The 19202-nt window shown below is 70.6% G+C and carries 21 protein-coding genes and 1 pseudogene; 11 read left to right on the top strand and 11 right to left on the bottom strand.

Annotated elements, in window-relative coordinates; genetic code table 11:
- The first annotated feature begins 296 nt into the window (after window positions 1-296).
- The 3 genes from CBM2586_RS24520 to CBM2586_RS24510 are packed head-to-tail and all read left to right on the top strand — an operon-like array spanning window position 297 to window position 1792.
- Entirely contained in the window at window positions 297-665 is a 369-nt protein-coding gene (locus CBM2586_RS24520; RefSeq protein WP_115664152.1) for a hypothetical protein, read from the top strand.
- Window positions 666-700: 35 nt separating this feature from the next.
- Window positions 701-1153, top strand: coding sequence for a DUF2383 domain-containing protein (locus CBM2586_RS24515; protein ID WP_115664153.1), 453 nt, complete (start codon window positions 701-703; stop codon window positions 1151-1153).
- A 21-nt stretch (window positions 1154-1174) separates the two neighbouring features.
- A complete protein-coding gene (locus tag CBM2586_RS24510; RefSeq protein WP_115690360.1) occupies window positions 1175-1792 on the top strand; it encodes a diguanylate cyclase in 618 nt (205 codons plus the stop codon).
- A gap of 100 nt (window positions 1793-1892) precedes the next feature.
- Here the strand turns inward: CBM2586_RS24510 and CBM2586_RS24505 are convergent, their stop codons facing one another.
- The 3 genes from CBM2586_RS24505 to CBM2586_RS24495 form a co-directional block, all read right to left on the bottom strand.
- On the bottom strand, window positions 1893-2240 hold the full coding sequence (locus tag CBM2586_RS24505; RefSeq protein WP_115664155.1) for a hypothetical protein: 348 nt from the start codon (window positions 2238-2240) through the stop codon (window positions 1893-1895).
- Window positions 2241-2321: 81 nt separating this feature from the next.
- Entirely contained in the window at window positions 2322-2897 is a 576-nt protein-coding gene (locus CBM2586_RS24500; protein WP_115664156.1) for a CinA family protein, read from the bottom strand.
- The gene (locus CBM2586_RS24495; RefSeq protein ID WP_231942571.1) at window positions 2894-3502 is read right to left on the bottom strand and encodes a DUF421 domain-containing protein; all 609 of its coding nucleotides are present in this window, start codon (window positions 3500-3502) and stop codon (window positions 2894-2896) included. Before CBM2586_RS24495 ends, CBM2586_RS24500 begins: the two co-directional genes overlap by 4 nt.
- A gap of 257 nt (window positions 3503-3759) precedes the next feature.
- Here CBM2586_RS24495 and CBM2586_RS24490 point away from each other — a divergent pair, with 257 nt between their 5' ends.
- The 4 genes from CBM2586_RS24490 (at window position 3760) to CBM2586_RS24475 (ending at window position 6263) form a co-directional block, all read left to right on the top strand.
- The gene (locus CBM2586_RS24490) at window positions 3760-4923 is read left to right on the top strand and encodes a flavodoxin family protein (RefSeq protein WP_172587117.1); all 1164 of its coding nucleotides are present in this window, start codon (window positions 3760-3762) and stop codon (window positions 4921-4923) included.
- Between the two features lie 80 nt (window positions 4924-5003).
- Window positions 5004-5558 (top strand): BON domain-containing protein, encoded by a 555-nt coding sequence (locus CBM2586_RS24485; RefSeq protein ID WP_115664158.1) that lies wholly within the window; start codon window positions 5004-5006, stop codon window positions 5556-5558.
- 24 nt (window positions 5559-5582) lie between these two features.
- Window positions 5583-5858, top strand: a complete 276-nt coding sequence (locus CBM2586_RS24480) for a BON domain-containing protein (protein WP_115690358.1) — start codon at window positions 5583-5585, stop codon at window positions 5856-5858.
- An 87-nt stretch (window positions 5859-5945) separates the two neighbouring features.
- Entirely contained in the window at window positions 5946-6263 is a 318-nt protein-coding gene (locus CBM2586_RS24475) for a hypothetical protein (protein ID WP_115664160.1), read from the top strand.
- Between the two features lie 34 nt (window positions 6264-6297).
- Here the strand turns inward: CBM2586_RS24475 and CBM2586_RS24470 are convergent, their stop codons facing one another.
- A complete protein-coding gene (locus tag CBM2586_RS24470; protein WP_115664161.1) occupies window positions 6298-7683 on the bottom strand; it encodes an erythromycin esterase family protein in 1386 nt (461 codons plus the stop codon).
- Between the two features lie 56 nt (window positions 7684-7739).
- Window positions 7740-7961 carry a DUF2188 domain-containing protein gene (locus CBM2586_RS24465; protein ID WP_018007233.1) on the bottom strand — a complete coding sequence of 74 codons (222 nt, stop codon included), beginning with the start codon at window positions 7959-7961 and terminating at the stop codon, window positions 7740-7742.
- A 173-nt stretch (window positions 7962-8134) separates the two neighbouring features.
- On the opposite strand from CBM2586_RS24465, the gene CBM2586_RS24460 reads away from it, so the two are divergent.
- Window positions 8135-8443: a hypothetical protein gene (locus CBM2586_RS24460; protein WP_010814535.1), complete on the top strand. Its 309-nt coding sequence runs from the start codon at window positions 8135-8137 to the stop codon at window positions 8441-8443.
- 56 nt (window positions 8444-8499) lie between these two features.
- Here the strand turns inward: CBM2586_RS24460 and CBM2586_RS24455 are convergent, their stop codons facing one another.
- The 4 genes and pseudogenes from CBM2586_RS24455 to CBM2586_RS24440 all read right to left on the bottom strand — a co-directional run bounded on the left by CBM2586_RS24455 (window position 8500) and on the right by CBM2586_RS24440 (window position 13028).
- Window positions 8500-9858, bottom strand: a complete 1359-nt coding sequence (locus tag CBM2586_RS24455) for an MFS transporter (protein WP_115690356.1) — start codon at window positions 9856-9858, stop codon at window positions 8500-8502.
- A gap of 152 nt (window positions 9859-10010) precedes the next feature.
- Window positions 10011-10235 (bottom strand): DUF2783 domain-containing protein, encoded by a 225-nt coding sequence (locus CBM2586_RS24450; RefSeq protein ID WP_115690354.1) that lies wholly within the window; start codon window positions 10233-10235, stop codon window positions 10011-10013.
- Between the two features lie 36 nt (window positions 10236-10271).
- Complete coding sequence (locus CBM2586_RS24445) at window positions 10272-12014, bottom strand: FAD-dependent oxidoreductase (protein ID WP_115690352.1); 1743 nt, start codon at window positions 12012-12014, stop codon at window positions 10272-10274.
- A 61-nt stretch (window positions 12015-12075) separates the two neighbouring features.
- A pseudogene (locus tag CBM2586_RS24440) lies at window positions 12076-13028 on the bottom strand (MBL fold metallo-hydrolase).
- Between the two features lie 310 nt (window positions 13029-13338).
- Here CBM2586_RS24440 and CBM2586_RS24435 point away from each other — a divergent pair.
- Together CBM2586_RS24435 and CBM2586_RS24430 are read left to right on the top strand one after the other, a co-directional pair.
- On the top strand, window positions 13339-14166 hold the full coding sequence (locus CBM2586_RS24435) for an IclR family transcriptional regulator (protein ID WP_115664166.1): 828 nt from the start codon (window positions 13339-13341) through the stop codon (window positions 14164-14166).
- Entirely contained in the window at window positions 14163-14993 is an 831-nt protein-coding gene (locus tag CBM2586_RS24430) for an IclR family transcriptional regulator (RefSeq protein ID WP_115690350.1), read from the top strand. Before CBM2586_RS24435 ends, CBM2586_RS24430 begins: the two co-directional genes overlap by 4 nt.
- 59 nt (window positions 14994-15052) lie before the next feature.
- Here the strand turns inward: CBM2586_RS24430 and CBM2586_RS24425 are convergent, their stop codons facing one another.
- On the bottom strand, window positions 15053-16033 hold the full coding sequence (locus tag CBM2586_RS24425; RefSeq protein ID WP_115690348.1) for a Bug family tripartite tricarboxylate transporter substrate binding protein: 981 nt from the start codon (window positions 16031-16033) through the stop codon (window positions 15053-15055).
- A 113-nt stretch (window positions 16034-16146) separates the two neighbouring features.
- The gene (locus CBM2586_RS24420) at window positions 16147-18120 is read right to left on the bottom strand and encodes a PAS domain-containing hybrid sensor histidine kinase/response regulator (RefSeq protein WP_115690346.1); all 1974 of its coding nucleotides are present in this window, start codon (window positions 18118-18120) and stop codon (window positions 16147-16149) included.
- Window positions 18121-18369: 249 nt separating this feature from the next.
- Between CBM2586_RS24420 and CBM2586_RS24415 the strand changes: the two genes are divergently transcribed.
- Window positions 18370-19173 (top strand): Crp/Fnr family transcriptional regulator, encoded by an 804-nt coding sequence (locus tag CBM2586_RS24415; RefSeq protein ID WP_115690344.1) that lies wholly within the window; start codon window positions 18370-18372, stop codon window positions 19171-19173.
- Window positions 19174-19202: the final 29 nt, after the last annotated feature.

Genomic DNA, 19202 nt, shown 5'->3' with positions numbered 1-19202 from the left:
TTGCGGCAGCCGCCGGGATGGCTCTGCCATGCGAAGTGCGTGCCAGCGCGCCCGCGCGCGGCGCCGGGCCGGCTCGCCCGAGGCACTGCAAGGGCGTGCGGCGAAGCCGCGCATGTGCAGATCCGGCTACGGCTTGTAAAAAGTACTGGTGGCTGCCGCGCCGATGGAAATAACGCGCAGGGCCGCGCGGCCGCTGCCAGCCCGGTGCTCGCGCCGGTATGGTTCTTGCCCCTGTTGAGCCCATGCAAGCCCGTGCGTGCCATCGCCGGCACGCGGCAAGCCATCTAAGGGGACCCATGGATCAGTGGCTGGAGGCCGCGCAATGGCCGGCAATGGTGGTGACGGTAGTGGCGACCTGGCTGGTCGGTTCACGCTCGATCGCGCGGCGGCGCGCCGGCTTCTGGGTGTTCCTGGCCAGCAACGTGCTGTGGATTGCGTGGGGCTGGCACGGCGATGCCCATGCGCTGATCGTGCTGCAGCTGGCGCTGATCGCCATGAACCTGCGCGGCATGCGCGAGGCGCGCAAGGCGTGGCGGGCGGCCGCGCAGCACGCCTTTGCTGCTGGCGCCACGCAGGCCCAGCCGCTATCCTTGGACCAGTCCGGGATGCGCCGCATGCCCGGCGCCAACGCGCAACCGCCGGCAGCCGCCGGCTCCGATCGGTGACTTCACGGTCCGCCCGCGGACCAGGCAGGTGTGCCATGGCGAAGAAAAAAATCCTTTTGCTCAACGCGCTGATCGCGGCCTCGCGCGAGGGCGAGCTGGGCTGCCGCAGCGCCGCCACCGCGGCGGCCAACCCCCACCTCAAGTCCGTGCTGACCAGCCGCGCCAATGCCTTCGCGCAGGCCGCGCATGAGCTGCGCGCGTGCCTGCTCGACCTGGGCGAGGTGCCGGAGGCATTGCCGCTGCCGTCGGCGGGCGAGGCGCCGGAGACACCGGCGCTCGGCAAGCACAGTTCCGACCGCTCCATCGTGCAGGCCATCAGCAAGCGTGAGCATGCGATGCAGCGGCGCTATGCGCGCGCGCTGCGCGCGCATGTGCTGGGCTCGCGCCTGCGCGCCGTGGTGCGCCGCCAGTATCGCGGGGTGCAGGTGAACCACGAGCTGTTCCGGGTGCTGCGGCAGCAGTACCGCGCGCCGCAAGAGCGGCCGTAGCCGGCGTGCCACAGCGCTGCCATGCCGGCCGACCTCCATGCCTTCGAACATGCCGCCCGGCTCGTGCTGATGTACGGGCTGGTGCCGCTGTGGCTGCTGGCGGGCGTGGGCGACTGGCTCTGCCACCGCGCCACGCAGATCGAACGCAACGCCGGTGTCACCGAATCCCTGCTGCACCTGCTGATGCTGGCCGAAGTGGGCCTGCCGCTGCTGCTGGTGCTGTCCCTGGAGGTCGACGCGCTGGTGATCGCGGTAGTGCTGGCGGCGCTGGTCATCCATGAGATCACCGCATGGTGGGATGTGCATTACGCCAGCCAGCGCCGCCATATCGCACCGGTGGAGCAGCACATGCACAGCCTGCTCGAAGTGCTGCCGCTGGCTGCGGCGTCGTATGTGGTGGTGTTGCACTGGGACCAGTTTCTGGCCTTGTTCGGGCACGGCACCGAGCCGGCGCGGATGGCGCTGGCGCTGAAGGCCGAACCGCTGCCGCCGGGCTATCTGGCAGGCTTGCTGGTGGCGGTGGTGCTGCTGGCGGGGCTCCCTTATCTGGAGGAGCTATGGCGCTGCGTGCGCTGGCGCCGGCGTGAACGCGAGGCGCTGCTGGCGCAGGCCACGCGGGCCATGCGCGGCGGCGGCTAGGCGCCGCGAACCGCGCAGGCGATGAACCGCCCGGTCACGGGCGCTGCAGACCAGCGGCCGGCGCGCACGGCGCGCCGCGTGTTCAGGATCAATCGGGCGCTTACTGCTTCGGCGCCGGATCCGGCGTATCGCCCTTGGGACCGCTTGGCGCATCGGCGGTAGGTGCGGCCGGCGCGCCTTGCTCGCGCGGCTTCTTGCTGCGCGCGGTGGTCGATGTCTTGTCTGACTTGGACTTCGATTTCTTCATGGTGTCCTTGGCGCCGGGGGCGGAACCGGAGCCCATGTCGGTAGCGGCCGGCTGGTTGCTGCGCGAGGCCGGAGGCGAACCTTCGATCGGCGGCACGCTGGGGTTGGGCGCGTTCGGCGAGGCCGGTGCCTGTTGCGCAAAGGCCGGCAGGCAGAGCGCGGTGCCGACGACCAGTGCCGTGGTGGCGAGAGTGCGTTTCATGATGGTCTCCATTGCAAGACTACGTCGGACGGGCCCAGGGCCCTCGGGATAGCCGGCTTGCCGTTTCGGCGCGCCGGCGATTCATGCGCGCTGGTCGCTGCCATCGCGGCCATGCCCGCTGCGCGCCAGTTCGTGGTAATGGCAGATGCGTGCCAGCGCCCAGTCGGCGGCGGCTTCGCGCACGGCGTTGCGCGCGCCGGCAAAGCGGCGGGTCTCGGTAAAGGCGGCAATGCCCTGCGCGTGCGACACCACGTCGCGTGCGGCATGGCCGTGGCGGCGGAACACCCAGGCAAAGCACTGCGTGCCGGCGGGAATATCGCCGTCGCCGCCACCATCGGCAACCCCGGTGTTGGCGATCGCCAGGTCCGCGCCGGTCAGTTGCATGGCGCCGCGCGCCATCGCCAGCGACACCGCCTCGCTGGTCAGGCCATGGCGCCGGATAACCTCCGCCGGGACGTGCAGCAACTGCTCCTTGGCGGAAGGCGAGTACGCCACGATCGCGCAGCGCAAGACATCGCCGCAGCCGGGCACCTCGGCGATGCGCGAGGCAATCAGGCCGGCCGTGCAGGACTCCGCCGTGACCAGGCGCAGCCCATGGCGCAGCAGATAGCGCGCGATGCCGAGGTTGTCGCTGCCGCCAGCGCTGACATGGCTCATCGCGTCGTCCCCGATGCCCCCGACGCCCCCGACGCCCTCACAGGCACCCCGTTGCCGCGCGCGACCGCGGCGGTGGCACTGCGTGGGGGCACGGCCTGGCCGGCATCCCGCGCGCGCACGAACGTGACCTTGCCGTCGCGCTCCAGCACGACCCGACTGAGATCGTCGAAGCTGTCGGTCTGCAGCGTTGCGCGCAGGTTCGCCTTGAGGTCTTCCTCGGTCAGCATCGCGCCGCGCAGGCGCTCGCCGTCCAGTTCGCCGGCGCGCATCAGGTCGAGCGCGTCACCGCCGGTGGCGCGGTCGAACCCCGGGGAGCGGCTCGACAGCCAGCCGACGGCACGGTGCAACAGCACCAGCACCAGCGCCGCGGCAAAGGCCGCGGGAAACGACGTCGCTCCGACCACCGCGCGCGACAGCACCGCGCCCAGCAGCAGCACGATGCAAAGGTCGAACGAGCTCTTCTGCCCAAAGGCACGCCTGCCGGCCAGCCTCAGCAACGCCCAGGTGCCGGCGAAAACCACGGCGGCGCGTACCCCAGCCTGCCACCAGGCGAGGTCGTCGCCTTCGCCCAGCAGCCCGCGCATCACCTCGGCAAGGACTTGCATGCTCTCCATTGCGCTATCCGCAGTCGGTTTCCCGCCAAGGGGGCAGGTTCCGTGCCAGCACGCCCGATGCGTATGCAGTGGCGGTGCAGGTCAGCGTGCGTCCGGTAACGGCAGCGGTCGGACCAAATGCGGGGAAAAATGTACATGCAGCGCCGGAGCGCGCCTGTAAAAGCTGCGCGCCGCACGCGCCGCACCTGTTTGCGGCGGTGGCGCTCATCTTGCATGTCCGGTGCGCAACGACCTGTACGGAGACCGACATGCCCGAGCAGCCGCCGAAGCCGCCCATGCCACCCGCGGCCCCCCATCGCCCTGCGCACGATGCGCCGCGCGCGCCGCGCCATGCCGGCGATCCAGACGATGTGCGCAAGGGCCAGGTCACCACTCCGCTGCCGCGCGAGGTCTTTCGCCAGCGCTTCCTGGCGCGCTTTACCGACCCGGCCTACCGCCAGGAGGACGAAGCGCTGGAGCGCCTCGAGCGCATTGCGTGGGACGCCTATGCGCAAGGCCGCAAGGCGCCGCTCACGCACAAGGCGGGCGCGGGCTATGCCGACCCGGACTACGACCTCTCCGACGAATGGCGCGCCGCCAGCGAGGCGGTGCGCGTGGCCCAGCAGCGCCAGGCCGATCCGGCCACGCGCTCGCGCGTGCTGCTGGTGTGCGCGGCCGCGCGCAACGACTACACCTGCCCGGGCGAGATGTCGAAATCCTGGCGCCTGGCCGGGCGTGCGCGCGAACGGCTGGAAGCACAGGGCATCGAGGTCGACCTGCTTGACCTGAGCCACCTGACCTCCGACGCGCAACTGCATATCCATCCGTGCAAGGGCTGCGTATCGACCGCGATGCCGCTGTGCCACTGGCCTTGCAGCTGCTATCCCAACCATGCGCTGGGGCAGGTCAACGACTGGATGAACCAGGTCTACCCGCGCTGGGCCGCCTGCCACGGCGTGCTGATCGTCACGCCGGTGTACTGGTACCAGGCCAGCAGTCCGCTCAAGCTGATGATGGACCGGCTGGTCTGCGCCGATGGCGGCAACCCGGATCCGACCACCACGCACGGCAAGGACGTGACGCGGGCCAAGGCGATCGAGCTGTCGGGCTGGGACTATCCCAAGCACCTGGCGGGACGCGCCTACGGACTGGTGGTGCATGGCGACGTCGCCGGCATCGAAGGCGTGCGCCGCGCGCTGTCGGACTGGCTGGACTGGATGGGACTGATCGATGCCGGCGCGCAGGCACGGCTCGACCGGTATATCGGCTACTACGAGCCGTATGCCACCAGCCACGTCGCGCTGGACCACGATACCGGCGTGCAGGGCGAAGTCGACAACGTGGCGCGCGCGCTCGCTTGCGCGGTCGAGCAGCTGCGCCGTGGCGAACTGCGCAGCGCGGACCACGGCCTGGTGCCGCCGCGGCTGAAGTAGCGCAAACCGTCACAGCAGGCCCGCCGGCGCTTGCGGCGGGGCGAACCGAGGCAGGGACAGAGGCAAGAACGGAGGCAACGATGGATCGCAGAGACAACTGGCGCGGCCCGCCATGGCACGAGAGTGCCGTGCCCGAGGCCGATATGCGCAGCCACTACGTGGGTGCCTATGGCGTGTACGACTATGACCAGCCCGTCGACCCCGGCGAATTTGGCGGCGGACGCGGGAGCGGGGAGTGGCGGCCGCACCATGCCCCGGCCGCGCAGGCCCGCGGGATGGCCGATCCGTACCGCCAGTTCACCGGCTACAACGAGCGCATGGACCTCTACCGCGGCGGGACGCAGCCACGGCGGCCGGTCGGGCCGCGCAACTACCGGCGCAGCGATGAACGCATCCTGGAAGACCTGTGCGAGCAACTGTCGCGCAGTGGCCGGCTGGACCTGAACGAGGTGGAGGTGCGGGTCGAGCAGGGCGTGGTGACGCTGGAGGGCAGCGTGCCGGACCGGCACCAGAAGTACCGCATCGAGGATATCGCCGACGAGGTCTTCGGCGTCCGTGACCTGGTCAACCACTTGCGCGTGGCAAGGCCGGCCGGGACCGAGGGCCATCCTGGCCGCGGCATGCGCATGTATTGAGGCCGCGGCGCGGAGACCCTGCCCATGCCCGCTTCCCCGGACACGGACACCAACCCGCGCGGCAACGCCGCGGGCGCGGCGGACACGGCGCTGCAGTCCTCGCTGTGCGAGCGCCTGTGGCAGAGCGGCCTCGACGTCAGCGAGATTGCGCTGGACGTAGGGCAGGGCAGCATCACGCTGCGCGGCGCGATCGGCAGCGCCGCCGACCGCGCCGCGGTCGAGGCCTGCGTGCGCACGCATGCCGGCGGACGCGAGGTCGTCAATCGCATCGAGGTCGCGCCCGACCGTACCGGCGGCTGAGCTGCGCGCGCTGGCATGGCTTTCGCAACGGAGCCGGTTCCGGCCATTGCCGAACGCCGCTGGCCGTTCACGAGGAAGGAGACTGTCATGAGACACACCGCGATCTTTGCGCTGGCCGTGGTGCTCAGCGTGCCTGCGTGGGCCCAGACCACCACCACGCGCCCCGGCGCCGACACGCGCGCGCCGGGCACGTCGGCCTCGGATGTCATGCCGGGCCAGGGCGACACGCGCCGCGCCACTCCCGCCACGCCGGCCACACCCGCGACGCCGGGCGCCCCCGGCGCCCGCGCCACGCCGGCAACGCCCGCCACGCCGGCCAGCCCCGCCGTCAACGAGGGGCCGCAATCGCCGCAACGGTATGATTATCCGGCCTCGGAGCCGAAGGCGCCGAAGAGCCGCAAATAACCGAGGCAAGGAGCGGCCGGCCCGCGCCAGCGTGTCAGAGACCCGAAGGCCAGGTCTCAGGCGCGCCCGGTGCCGGTGCCGCGGGCAGCGCCGGGACCGCGCTGCTGCGGTCGAACCACGCCAGCACGTCGAACTGGCGCGGCAGGACGGCGCGCGCGTAATGGCTCTGCAATTCGGTCTCCGGGCGATAGATCACGCCGATAAAGCGCTCCTGCCGTGCCGGCATCAGCAGTTCGCGCAAGTCGGCGTGCACGGCGCCGCCATGGCCGTCGTCAACCCGATCACCGCGCAAATCCGTCCAGCCCTGCGCATGGCCGGCGGCATGGAACAGGTGCTCGTAGCTGTCCGCCCGCGCGGGCCGGACCTGCTTGATCTCCATCGGCCCGTCCCACGAGCTTGCCGCCGCGACGGTGCCGTCGTAGGTACTGAAGCCGACCAGCGCGGCCGCCTCGCCGAAGGTCTCGCGGCATAGCTGGCCGATATTCAGCTGGCCCTGGCTGGAGCCCATCTCGGTGTGCGCGGCATCGCCGATATGCGAGTTGTGCGCCCACACCACCGCGCGCGCTTCCGGGCCATGGGCGTGCAGCAATTGCGACAGGGTCTCGAACATATGCGTGTCACGCAGGTTCCAGCTGTCGTCGCTGCCGTGGTACATGACGCGGTAGTAGCGTTCGGCCGAAGCCACCAGGCGCGCATTCTGCGCGGCGTCGAGGAAGTCGTCGTGCCCGTCGCGGGCATAAGCCAGGCGCTTGTCGAGCAAGGCCTGCAGCTGTTCGACCACCGCGTCCTCGCAGTCGGCATGGGTGCCGTGCAGCACGGCGCGGCCGTAGCGCGCCGGATCGCGCCGCCACGGTTCCAGGCAGCCATAGCGTTCGCGCGCGGCCTGTGCCGCGCGCGGATCGACGCCTTCCAGGTAAGCCAGCACCGCCGCCATCGAAGCGCCCAGGCTGTAGATGTCGAGACCGAAGAAGCCGGCGCGCCGGGCCGGCGCCAGCGCGGCATTGTGCGCGTGCAGCCAGCGGATCAGGCGCGCGACCTCGAGGTTGCGCCACATCCAGACCGGGAAGCGCGTAAAGGCGGCGCCAGGGGATTCGGCCGGCCGCGGCGGGCGGCCGCGCACGTGGCGGTCGACCGCCGCGGCGTCCGGCCAGTCCGCCTCCACCGCGATGATGCGGAAGCCATGGCGCGCCACCAGTTGCGCGGTCAGTGCGGCGCGTGCGTGATAGAACTCGGCGGTGCCGTGCGTGCTCTCGCCCAGCAGCACCACGCGGTGCCTGCCGAGCCGATCGGCCAGCGCCGCGGCACTGTTGGCAAAGGGGCCGGTGAAGGGGCTCGCGGCCGCGTGGTCGAGCGCCGGCCACGGCACGGTCGCGGCCGCGATGGCGGCCACGGCGTGCGGGTCGGCCCGGTGTTGTGGCATGGCGCGGGCAGCCGGCGGCGCGCCGGCGTCCTCAGCGTTGCGGCAGGACGCGCGGGTCAGCCGTGAATGGTGCGGGGATCGTGGCCGAAGCTGTTGCGCGAGCGAATCTGGCCGTCGCGGCCATGGATCAGCAATTCGACGTGCTCGCGCTGGGCCTGCGAGGTGCCGGCGGCGACCGCCTCTTCCTGCGTGGCGTGGTGCGATTCGGCGTAGCGTGCGCCTTCGTGGATGACGTCCCAGCCTTCGTCGTGCGGTACGACGTGTATGTTGCTGCCCATGTCGGCTCTCCTCGGATATCGGTTCTTTTATTGTGGTCGATCTGCGCGCGCTGTCTATCCGGCGGCGTCTGACAGGCGCGAAGCGCTGCCGGTTCCACTTTCCGACGGAAATCCCTGATTATTTGTCCGGCCTCTTGTAAGCTGGACTTGGATCGCAAACAGAGGAGCGGACCATGCGTGCAAGATTTGCCAGGGGGCTGACGCAGTCGCCGGTGACCGTGGTGGCCCGGGCGTTCGACGGAGAAGCGGTGCGCACTCCCCAGGTGGGCGACCTGGTGACGGTGTATAGCCAGGACCAGGACACCGAATTCAATATCCGCCTGTGCGAGGCCGTGGAGCCCGGACGCTGGCGCGGCGTGGTCTACGCGATCGGCCGCGGACAGGACGTGCTGGTCACCGCCGAGGGGCTGGAAATCGACGATGTGGTCGAGGTGATGCGGGAGGAAATCGCCTCCGTGATTCCCTGCGGCCGATCCCACTGAACGCCGCACCCGCGCGGGTGCGGACCATCCCGGATTGAAATTTCCCGAGGCCTGGCTCACGCCGGCCGCGCGGGCTGTTTCGGCACGCCCAGCCACATTGCCAGGCCGCTTGCCAGCAGCAGCGCCGCCAGCAGGTAAAGAGCATGGTCGAGGCTGCCGGTGCGCGTCTTGATCTGGCCGATCACCCACGGGCTGACGATTCCGCTGGTGATGCCGATGCTGCTGATGAAGGCGATCCCGGCTGCGGCGCCGGCGCCCGGCAGGTAACCCGGCGCCAGCGCCCAGAACACCGGCAGCGCGGCGAAGATCAGCACCGCCGCCACCGACAGGATGGCCAGCATCGCGGCCAGTCCCGGCAGCGGCAACGTCAGTGCCGCCAGCGCCAGCGCGCCGCCCGTGGTGCACAGCAGGAAATGGCGATGGCGCTCGCCGCTGCGGTCCGAATGCCGCGCAATCACGATCAGGCCGACCGCGCCCACCGCGTTCGGCACCACCGAGTACAGGCTCACCGACATGACGTCGGCCACGCCGAAATCGCGGATCATCAGCGGCATCCAGAAGCTGAGCGCCAGCGAGCCGCAGGTCAGCGAAAAATAGATAAAGGCGAACAGGTACACGCGCGGGTTGCGCAGCACCTGGTGCAGCGCGTGCAGCGAATGGCCGGCGCCGGGGGCGTGCGCGGCGGTGTCGCGCAGCAGGTGGGCGCGTTCGCGCTGGCTCAGCCAGCTTGCCTGCTGCGGCCCGTCGACCAGCACGCGCGCGGCTGCCAGGCCCAGCAGCACCGCCGGCGCGCCTTCGAGCGCGAACATCCACTTCCAGCCCTGCAGGCCCAGCACGCCGGCCATGTCGCGCATGATCCAGCCGGACACCAGCCCGCCCAGCACGCCCGCCACCGCCACGCCCGCAAAGAAGATCGCCATCACCGCGGCACGCCGGCGCGCCGGGAACCAGTAAGTCAGGTACAGCACGATGCCTGGGAAGAAGCCGGCCTCGAACACACCCAGCAGGAAGCGCAGCGCGTAGAACTGCGCGGGCGTCGACACCGCCATCATCGCCACCGACACGGTGCCCCACAGCACCATGATGCGGGTGAAGGTGCGGCGCGCGCCGAAGCGTGCCAGCAGCATGTTGCTCGGCACCTCGCACAGCACGTAGCCGACGTAGAACACCGCGGCGCCGAGGCCGTACATGGCGTCGCTGAAGCCCAGGTCCTGCTTCATCTGCAGCTGGGCGAAGCCGATGTTGATGCGGTCAAGGAACGACACCACGTAGCAGACGAAGAGGAAGGGTATGACGCGCAGCCAGACCTTGCGGTAGAGCGCGTCCTCGTCGCGCGCGGCGAGTGCGGTGGGGGCTGGGGCGGGAGGCGCCAGGCTGGATAGGGACGAAAGCTCCCCTGAGACCGGATGGCTCATCGATGTTGTCTCCGTGCGATGGTGGCTGCGGCGGCAGGCAGCCGGGCGGTTGCCGCCAGCGGGCCGCGTCTGGTGCGCGTTGGCCCGGGATGGGTTGAAGGACAGCGCGTGGCGCGGGCGCCGGCCGGCGGCGCCTGCGCGGGGTTATCCGCTCAGGCCGGCATCGTGTCGGCGCCGGCGACCACGCCGGCGCGGGCTTCGGCCATTGCCGCCAGCAGCACCTCGTGGCAGCCGATGTGGTTGGCCAGCAGCAGGATCAGCTGCGCGTTGGCGGCCTGGCTCTGGCTCTCGTCGAGGTCGCGGTGCATCTCGATCAGCGCTTCGTAGAAGTCGTCCGGCCGCGCCAGGTTGGGCCGGGTGTTGAGCATATTGGGCATGGCAATCTCCGTGGGGCAGGGCTGGCGTCGGGCTGGTCAGGCGGCCATGCGGCCCGGCTGCGGCGCGCGCAGGTCGGCGCCGGTGGCGCGCGCCAGTGCGGCGCGGATCGCGGCCGGGTCGGGACGGTGCCAGCGTGCGCACACATGCTGGTCGGGACGGACCAGGTAGCAGGTGCCGGGCGTGGCGCCGTAGCGCGCCGTCGCCAGGCCTTCGTCGTCGCGCAGCACGGTGGCGTGGCTGCAAGTCATGGGCGGCTGCGCGGCGTCGGTGACATAGACCAGCTGCAGCGGCGCGCCCGCCTGCTTCAGTGCGGCCAGGTCGGCCAGCGTGCCGGCATCGATGGCCTCCGGATTGCCGAACACCAGCAAGGTGAAATCGCCGCCGAGGTACGACAGCAGCCAGCCCGCGCCGCTGACAGCGGACACCGGCGCGTCGCAGCACACTGCGCCGGGCACCAGGTTGCCGGCAGCATCCGGGGCGGCGTCGTCGGTGTTCAGTGGCGAGCCCTGCAGCACCGCCGGCACCGACAGCCGGCCGCTGTTAACCAGGGCGCGCGCAAACGCGTGGCGCCTGGCCAGCGCCAGCACCGCGTCGCGGAACACGCGGCTGGCGGCGCTCTTGGGCGTGATGAAGTCGGTCGAGCGGGTGGAGTTGCGGATGTTCTCGTCGGCGGCGAACTCGCGCTCGCTGGCGTAGGTGTCCAGCAGCCGGTCGCAGGCATGGCCCTGCAGCACGTAGGCCAGCTTCCACGCCAGGTTCTCGGCATCCTGGACACCGCTGTTGGCCCCGCGCGCGCCGAACGGCGAGACGCCGTGCGCGGCATCGCCGGCAAACAGGACATTGCCGTGGCGGAAGCTGTCCATGCGCTGGCAGGAGAAGGTGTAGACGCTGACCCACTCCAGCTCGAACTTCGCGTCCTTGCCCAGCAGTGCCTGCACCCGCGGGATCACGCGCTCGGGGGATTTCTCCAGCACCGGGTCGGCGTCCCAGCCCAGCTGGAAGTCGATGCGCCAGACATTGTCCGGCTGCCGGTGCAGCAACACCGACTGGTGCGGATGGAAGGGCGGGTCGAACCAGAACCAGCGCTCGGCCGGGAAATCGGCCTCCATCCTGACGTCGGCAATCAGGAAGCGGTCGCGGAAGGTGCGGCCCTTGCTGTCCAGGCCCAGCAGCTTGCGCATCGGGCTGCGCGAGCCGTCGGCGGCGACCACATAGCGCGCGGCCAGCGGGTAGCAGCCGTCGGGGGTCTCGACGCTCAGCACCACGCCGGCGTCGGCGCCGCCGCGGCTCTCGACGCCGACCACCTTGTTGTGCCAGCGGATCTCGATATTGGGCAGCGCCTGCGCGCGTTCCAGCAGGTAGCCTTCAAGGTAGTACTGCTGCAGGTTGATGAAGGCCGGACGGCGGTGGCCGCTCTCGGGCAGCAGGTCGAAGCTGTAGACCTGCTCGTCGCGCAGGAACACCCTGCCGACATGCCAGCGCACGCCCTTTTTGACCATGCGCTCGCCGCAGCCGAGGCGGTCGAAGATATCGAGCGTGCGCTTGGAAAAGCAGATCGCGCGCGAACCGGTGGACAGCGTGCAGTCGTCGTCCACCAGCACCACGCGCACGCCGCGCTGAGCCAGGTCGATGGCGGTGGCCAGCCCCACCGGGCCGGCCCCGACCACGACCACCGGATGCACCGCCGCGGGCGCGGCATCAGCGGATTGCCCGGCGCGCTGCTGTTCCGCGCAGGGCTGGTATGCGAACGACAGCCGCTGGTAGTCGATGCTGCTCATGCTTGTGTCTCCTCCACCTGAAAAACTCGGTTGTGCGATGGCTTGCCCGGGGGCGCCGTCGTCAGTCTTGCAGCGCGGCCCACATCTCCTGGTCGCGCTGGGCGGTCCAGATGCGCGGATGGCGCATGCCGCTGGCCTCGTCATAGGCGCGCGAGACGTCGAAGGGCAGGCAATGCTCGTAGATGAAGACGTGGCCGAACTTCGGGTCCATGGCGCGGCGCGTGTGCGCCATCGCGGCCTTCAGGTCGAGCTTTTCGGCCACCGCTTCCTGGCCGGCGGTGAACAGCGTGGTGACGAAGTCCTTGGTGTAGGCGATGCCCTGCTTCACTTCTTCCGGCGTGGTCAGCGCGGGGCCCCGGCCCGGCACCAGCTTCTCGGGGCCTGCAGCGCATCGAGCGTGGCCGGCCATTCGGCCAGCTGCGCGTCGCCGCAGTAGCAGGCGGCGTCGTACTCGACCAGGTCGCCCGAGAACAGCACCTTCTGCTGCGGCAGCCAGACCACGGTGTCGCCCTTGGTATGGCCCGAGCCCAGGTGGGCAATGCGCACTTCCAGCCGGCCCAGGAACAGGGTGATCTCCTGCTCGAACACCAGCGTCGGCCAGGTCAGGCCGGGCACGGTCTCGACGCCGGCGAACAGGCGCGGGAAGCGTTCGATCTCGGACTTCATGTCGGCCTCGCCGCGCTCGACGATCATCTCGTAGGTGCCGCGGCTGGCGATGACCTGCTGCGCGCCCTCGGCGAAGTAGGCCGACGCGCCCAGCACGCGCACGGCGTGGTAGTGCGACAGCACCACATACTTGATCGGCTTGTCGGTGATGGTGCGGATGCGCGCGATCAGGTCCTGCGCCATCGCCGGGGTGGCGGTGGTGTCGACGATCAGCACGCCGTCATCGCCGATCACCACGCCGGAGTTGGGATCGCCCTCGGCGGTATAGGCCCAGGCGTTCTCGGACAGCTGGGTGAAGGTGATCTGCTTGGCTTCCAGGTCGGCCTGCGATGCGAATGCCTTGGACATGGCGTCTTTTCCTTTGTGGAGGGGACAGGACGGCGCGGGAATTGCCGCAAGCGCATGCGGCGTGGCACTGGCTGTCTCGCCCCCGTTCGTATGGATTTCCGGATGTCGCACGGCCGGGTCGACCGTGTCGCGACGGGGTAATGCCATCTTAGGAAAGGTCGGCAAATTAATCAATAGCGAAATGATTAGCCTATGACAAATAATTGGGGCGACACGCGCCGACCGGATCGGGGTCAGCGTAAACCCGTATGACGCGGGATCCGGGAGGCGTTCGATTAATATCCGGTTTTTCCGATCACACAGGACGCGAATGGCCAGACCCAGGGCAGGGGCACCGGTAGCGCCGGCCGGTGCGCCGGCGGCGCGCGCCGACAAGACGCAGCGCGGCATCCAGAGCGTGGAGGTGGGCGCGCGTCTGCTCGCGGCGCTGGCCGCGGCGCGCGTGCCGATGCCGCTGGCGGCGCTGGCCGACGCCGCGCAGCTGGCGCCGGCGCAGGCGCATGCCTATCTGGTCAGCCTGGCGCGGCTGGGCCTGATCAAGCGCGACCACCTGTCCGGCCGCTACGAGCCCGGACCGCTGTCGCTGCGCCTGGGGCTGCTGCACCTCGAGCAGGACGCCGCCTGGCGCGCCGCGCTGCCGCGCGCGGACGCGCTGGCGCAGGCGCTGGGCTGCAGCGTGGCGATCTGCCTGGCCGGGCCGCAAGGTCCGACCATCGTGCGCTATGTGCCGGCCACCGCGCCGCTGCACGTCAACCTGCACGTGGGCACGGTGATGGCGCTGGCGGCCACCGCCACCGGCCGCGTGTTCTGTGCGTTCCAGCCGCCGGCGCAGTGGCAGTCGTTGTGGCAGGCCCAGCAACCGGATGCCGGTGAAGCCGAGCTGGCCGCGTTCCGTGCCAGGCTGGCGGAAATCCGTGCGCGCGGCATCGAGCGCAGCATCGACGTCCCCAGTCCGGCCGTCAGCAGCCTCAGCGTGCCGGTGCTCGACGGCGCCGGCGCGCTGCGGCTGGTGCTGACGCTGGTGGGATCGACCGGTGCCTTCGAGGTCGACTGGCATGGCGCGGCGGCGCGGGCACTGCTCGCCGCCGGCGCGGAGATCGGCGCGGCCCTGCGCGAAGCCGACGGTGACCCGGCATGAGCGGCGCGAACGATACCCCGCAGGACCTCGACGGCGGCAAGCCGCAGCGCGGCATCCAGTCGCTCGACAGCACCGGCCAGCTGCTGGGCGCGCTGGTGGCCGCCGGGCGGCCGCTGCCGCTGCGCGACCTGGCCCTGGCCGCGGGCATGCCGGCGGCCAAGGCATTTCCGCACCTGGTCAGCCTGCAGAAGACCGGGCTGCTGGCGCGCGATGCCGCCGGCAACTACCGGTGCGGACCGCTGGCGCTGGAGCTGGGGCTGATCGCGCTGCAACGGCTGTCGCCGACGCGCGAGGCCGAACCGGAGGTGATCGAGCTGGCGGGGACCACCGGGCTGAGCGTGGCCATGGCGGTGCTGGGGCCGCTGGGGCCCACCGTGGTGCGGCTGGAAGAATCGGCGCGGCCGCAGCATGTCAGCCTGCGCGTGGGCACGGTGCTGTCGCTGGTCCATACCGCCATCGGCCGCACCGTGGCGGCGCACCTGCCGGCCAACGTGCTGGCGGGCCTGCTGCAGAACGATGCCCTGCGCATGGCGGGCGCGGCCGCCGACCAGGTGCTCGGCCCCGGCGGCAAGCTGGCGCCGGCCTACGCCGGGCGGCTGGCGCAGGTGCGCGCGGCGCGCCTCGACAATGCGCTGAGCCACCCGGTGCCGGGCATCGACACGCTGGCGGCGCCGGTGTTCGACCACACCGGCAGCCTGGCGCTGGTGATCGCGGTGATGGGTTCCAGCGGCAGCTTCGACAGCAGCACCGAAGGCGCCACCGCCGCGCTGGTGCGGCAGGCGGCGGCACGGCTGTCGTGGCGCTTCGGCGCGCCGGAAGTGGCCTGAGACGGCCTGAGACGGCCTGGGACGGCCTGGGACGGCCCGAACCGTCCCGATGGCAGGCGTCAGTTGTCCAGCTTGATGTTGGCGGACTTGATCAGGCCGTCCCACTTCTCGTATTGCGCGCGGATATAGCTGCCGAACTGCGCCGGCGTGGCGGGGAAGGGCACCGTGCCCTGGCTGGCCAGCCTGGCGGCCAGGTCCGGCTGCTTCAGCGCCGCCACGATCTCGCCGTTGAGACGGTCGATCACGGCCCTGGGCGTGCCCGCCGGGGCCACCACGCCAAACCAGGCGGTCAGCTCGTAGCCGGGCACGCCGGCAGCGGCCAGCGTCGGCACGCCGGGCAGCTGCTCGGAGGGCTTCTGCGTGGTCACCGCCAGCGCGCGCACGCGCTTGTCGCGGATATACGGCAGCGCCGTGGAGACGCTGTCGAACATCATGGTGATGCGCCCGCCGATCAGGTCGGTCATCGAGGCGGCGCTGCCCTTGTACGGAATGTGCGTGATATCGACACCGGCCAGGTGCGTGAACAGCTCGCCCGCCAGGTGCGACGACGAGCCGTTGCCGAACGAGCCGTAGGTCAGCTTGGCCGGCTCCTTGCGCGCCAGCGCCAGCAGTTCCGGCACGGTGCGCGCGGGCACGCTGGGATGCACCACCAGCACGTTGGGCAGGTAGGCCACCGACGCCACCGGCGCGAAGTCCTTGAGCGGGTCGTAGCCGGGCTTGTCATAGAGGCTCTTGTTCACCGCCAGCGAGCCGAAGGTGCCGAACAGCAGCGTATAGCCGTCGGCCGGGGCCCGCGCCACGGCGATCGCCGCCAGGTTGCCGCCGGCACCGGGGCGGTTGTCGATGACCACCGGCTGGTGCAGCCGCGCCGACAGCGCGTTGCCGATCTCCCGCGCCAGCAGGTCGGTGGCGCCGCCGGGCGGGAACGGCACCACCAGCCGCACCGGCTTGTCGGGGTAGTCCGCCAGCGCGGTGCCGGCGGCGGTGGCCGCGCATGCAAACAGCAGCCCGATGGCCGCACGCCTGATCCAACCCTGCATCGCTGTCTCCTTTCCGTGATCGGTTGCGATGGAACGGGCGTCAGTGTGTCGCAGCGGCGGCGCGCGCGGGTTCGGGATTGGCGAAGGTCGGGTTTGGCCGGATGCCGTGCCGCTCAGTCGGGCTGGCGCAGCCGCGCGATGGTGCCGAACAGGGTTTCCAGCTCTACCGGCTTGACCAGGTGCGCATCGAAGCCCGCGGCCTCGGTATGCTGCCGGTCCGCCGGCTGGCCGAAGCCGGTCAGCGCGACGTAACGGGTGGATTCGGTGCCGGCCACGCCACGCATGGCGCGCACCACCTCGAAGCCGTCCATGCCCGGCATGGCCAGGTCGATCAGCGCGATATGCGGACGGCAGCGTGGCGCCACGTGCAGGGCTTCGGAGCCGTCGTAGGCGATCGTCACCTCGTGGCCGCACATCTCGAGCAGCATCGCCAGGCTGTCGGCGGCGTCGCGGTTGTCGTCGACCAGCAGGATGCGCTGCACCTGCAGGTCGGCCTGGGCGTGGCCGGTGGCGGGCAGCGCGGCCCGGTGCGCGTCGTCGGACTGGTGCGCGGCAGGCAGCGGCAGGCGTACCGTGAAGGTGCTGCCCAGCCCAAGCCCGGCGCTGGTGGCCGCGATGGTGCCGCCGTGCAACTCCACCAGCGAGCGGCACAGCGACAGGCCGATGCCCAGCCCGCCTTGCACATCGGTGCCCGGCCGGCTTTCCTGCACGAACAGCTGGAAGATCTCCTCGAGCGCATGCGGCGAGATGCCGCGGCCCTGGTCGGTCACGCGGATTTCCAGGGTACGGTTCTGCACCGCCGTGGCAATCGTCACCACCGTGCCGGGCGGCGAAAACTTCGACGCATTGAGTACCAGGTTCTGCATCACCTGCACCAGCCGGGTCTTGTCGGCATCCATGCGGATCGTGCCGGGCGTGCCCTGCACGTCGACGCGCTGGGACTTGGCATCGAGCGCCGGGCGCGCCCCTTCGATCGCCAGCACAATGATCTCGTCGAGTTCCACCGGGCCGGTGCGCAGTTCGATCCGGCCGGAGGTAATGCGCCCGATATCGAGCAGGTCGTCGACGAGCCGGCTCAGATGCGTCACCTGGCGCTCGATCAGGGCCAGGCTCTGGTTGGCGAGCGCGCGGTCGCCGGGAGCGAGCCGCATCGCGGTCAGTGCGCTGCGCACCGGCGCCAGCGGATTGCGCAGTTCATGCGAAAGGGTCGCCAGGAATTCGTTCAGGCGCTGGCTGGAGCGTTCCAGCTCCTCGCGGCGGCGGCGTTCGCTCATGTCGCGCGTCACCTTGGCAAAGCCGCGCAGCGCGCGTGAATCGTCGTAGACGGCGGTCAGCGTGACATTGGCCCAGAACAGCGAGCCGTCCTTGCGCACGCGCCAACCCTCGTCCTCGATGCGGCCGGCGCGCCGGGCCAGGTCGAGGTGCCGCGCCGGCTTGCCCGCGGCGACGTCCTCCTGCGGGTAGAACAGCGAAAAATGGCGGCCGATGATCTCGTCGCGGCGGTAGCCCTTGATATAGGACGCGCCGGAATTCCAGCTGACGATATGGCCGCCGGGATCGAGCATGAAGAGCGCGTAGTCCTTGACGCCCTCCACCAGCAGGCGCAGCGATTCCTCGCTCTGGCGCAACGCCTCGGCGGCGCGGCGCTGCTCGGTCAGGTCGCGCGTGACCTTGCCGAAGCCGATCAGCCGGCCCTCGGAGTCGCGCAGCGCGGTGATGACGACGTTGGCCCAGAAGCGGGTGCCGTCCTTGCGCACGCGCCAGCCCTCGTCCTCGAAGCGGCCCAGTTCGGCGGCCGCCTTCAGCTCGGCATCGGGCCAGTGCCGGGCCACCGCGTCGGGCGTATAGAACTGCGAGAAATGCTTGCCCAGGATTTCCTCGCGCCGGTACCCCTTGATGCGGGCGGCGCCCTTGTTCCAGCTGGAGACATGGCCGCCCACGTCGAGCGTGAAGATGGCGTAGTCCTGCACGGCTTCCACCAGCGTCCGGTAGGGCGTATCCGCGGCATGCGGATGGTCCGGGCCGCCGGCCTCGGAGGGGCTGGCGTTGCCGGCAAGGGCTTGCGGATCGTCGGGGCGTCTTGTCATGGGATGGGTGGGGCGACGTGCCGGCGTTGCCGGCGCATCCGATCCTGATGGTGCGATAAGGATACGCCTGCTTGCGCTTCGCTGGCACCAGCCGGCACGGCCAAGTGCAGTACGGACGTCCCGGCCGCCCGGCGCACGGCAGCGTCGGACGCTTCCGCGGCGGGAATCAGAATGTACGGATTGTCTGGCCCGGGCGGCTCCATAGAATGGACGCACGAGGTTCTCCAGGTCTCCCAGCCCACCGCGCCGATGACACAGTCCGATGATCGCCAGCCGCAGCGCGAAGCCCTGCCGTGCAGCGCGTGCTGCCAGATGGCCGGCGCCTGGCCCGAGTGCGCACCGGCCGGGCAGGCATGCGGCGCGCCGGGCGTCGAAGCGGCGCAACGCACGGTGCGCCTGCGCAAGGGCGAGTTCCTGTACCTGCTGGGAGACCCGGTGACATCGGTCTATGCCATTCGCGTCGGCACCATCAAGACCCATGTCACCACCGAAGACGGGCGCACCCAGGTGGTGGCCTTCCACTTTCCCGGCGACATGGTCGGGCTGGACAGCCTGGTGCGCCCGCACTACGCGTCGTATGCCACCGCGCTCGAAGACACCAAGCTGTGCCTGTTCAACGCGGAGGCGCTGCGCCTTGCCGCGGCCACGCTGGCGCCGCTCGGCCGGCAACTGCTGCTGGCGCTGGACGGCCAGCTGCAGCGCGCGCGGGCGGTGCAGACCATGCTGGCGCTGATGACGGCCGAAGAGCGCCTGGTGACCTTCCTGCTGTGGCTGGCGGACGCTTTCGCGCTGCGCGGCTTTTCATCGTCGGCCTTCGTGCTGCGCATGAGCCGCGAGGAAATCGGCAGCTATATCGGCCTGACGCTGGAAACGGTCAGCCGGCAGTTCTCGCGGCTGGCCGAAGGCGGATTGATCATGGTCCGGCACCGCACCATCACGCTGCTCGACAAGCCCGCGCTGCACGCCATTGCCGCGCGCCCGATGATCCTCGCCCACGCGCCCGCGCCGCGCTTGCGCATGGCGGGCGGCGCCTGCGCACCCGCGCAAGGCTGACATGGAACCAGCCAGCACAGCCGCAGCAA

It is taken from the genome of Cupriavidus taiwanensis (genome assembly GCF_900250115.1).
GTDB lineage: Bacteria > Pseudomonadota > Gammaproteobacteria > Burkholderiales > Burkholderiaceae > Cupriavidus > Cupriavidus taiwanensis_B.
The sequence above is the reverse complement of the archived record's forward strand: the minus strand, read 5'-3'. Positions and strand labels throughout refer to the sequence as shown.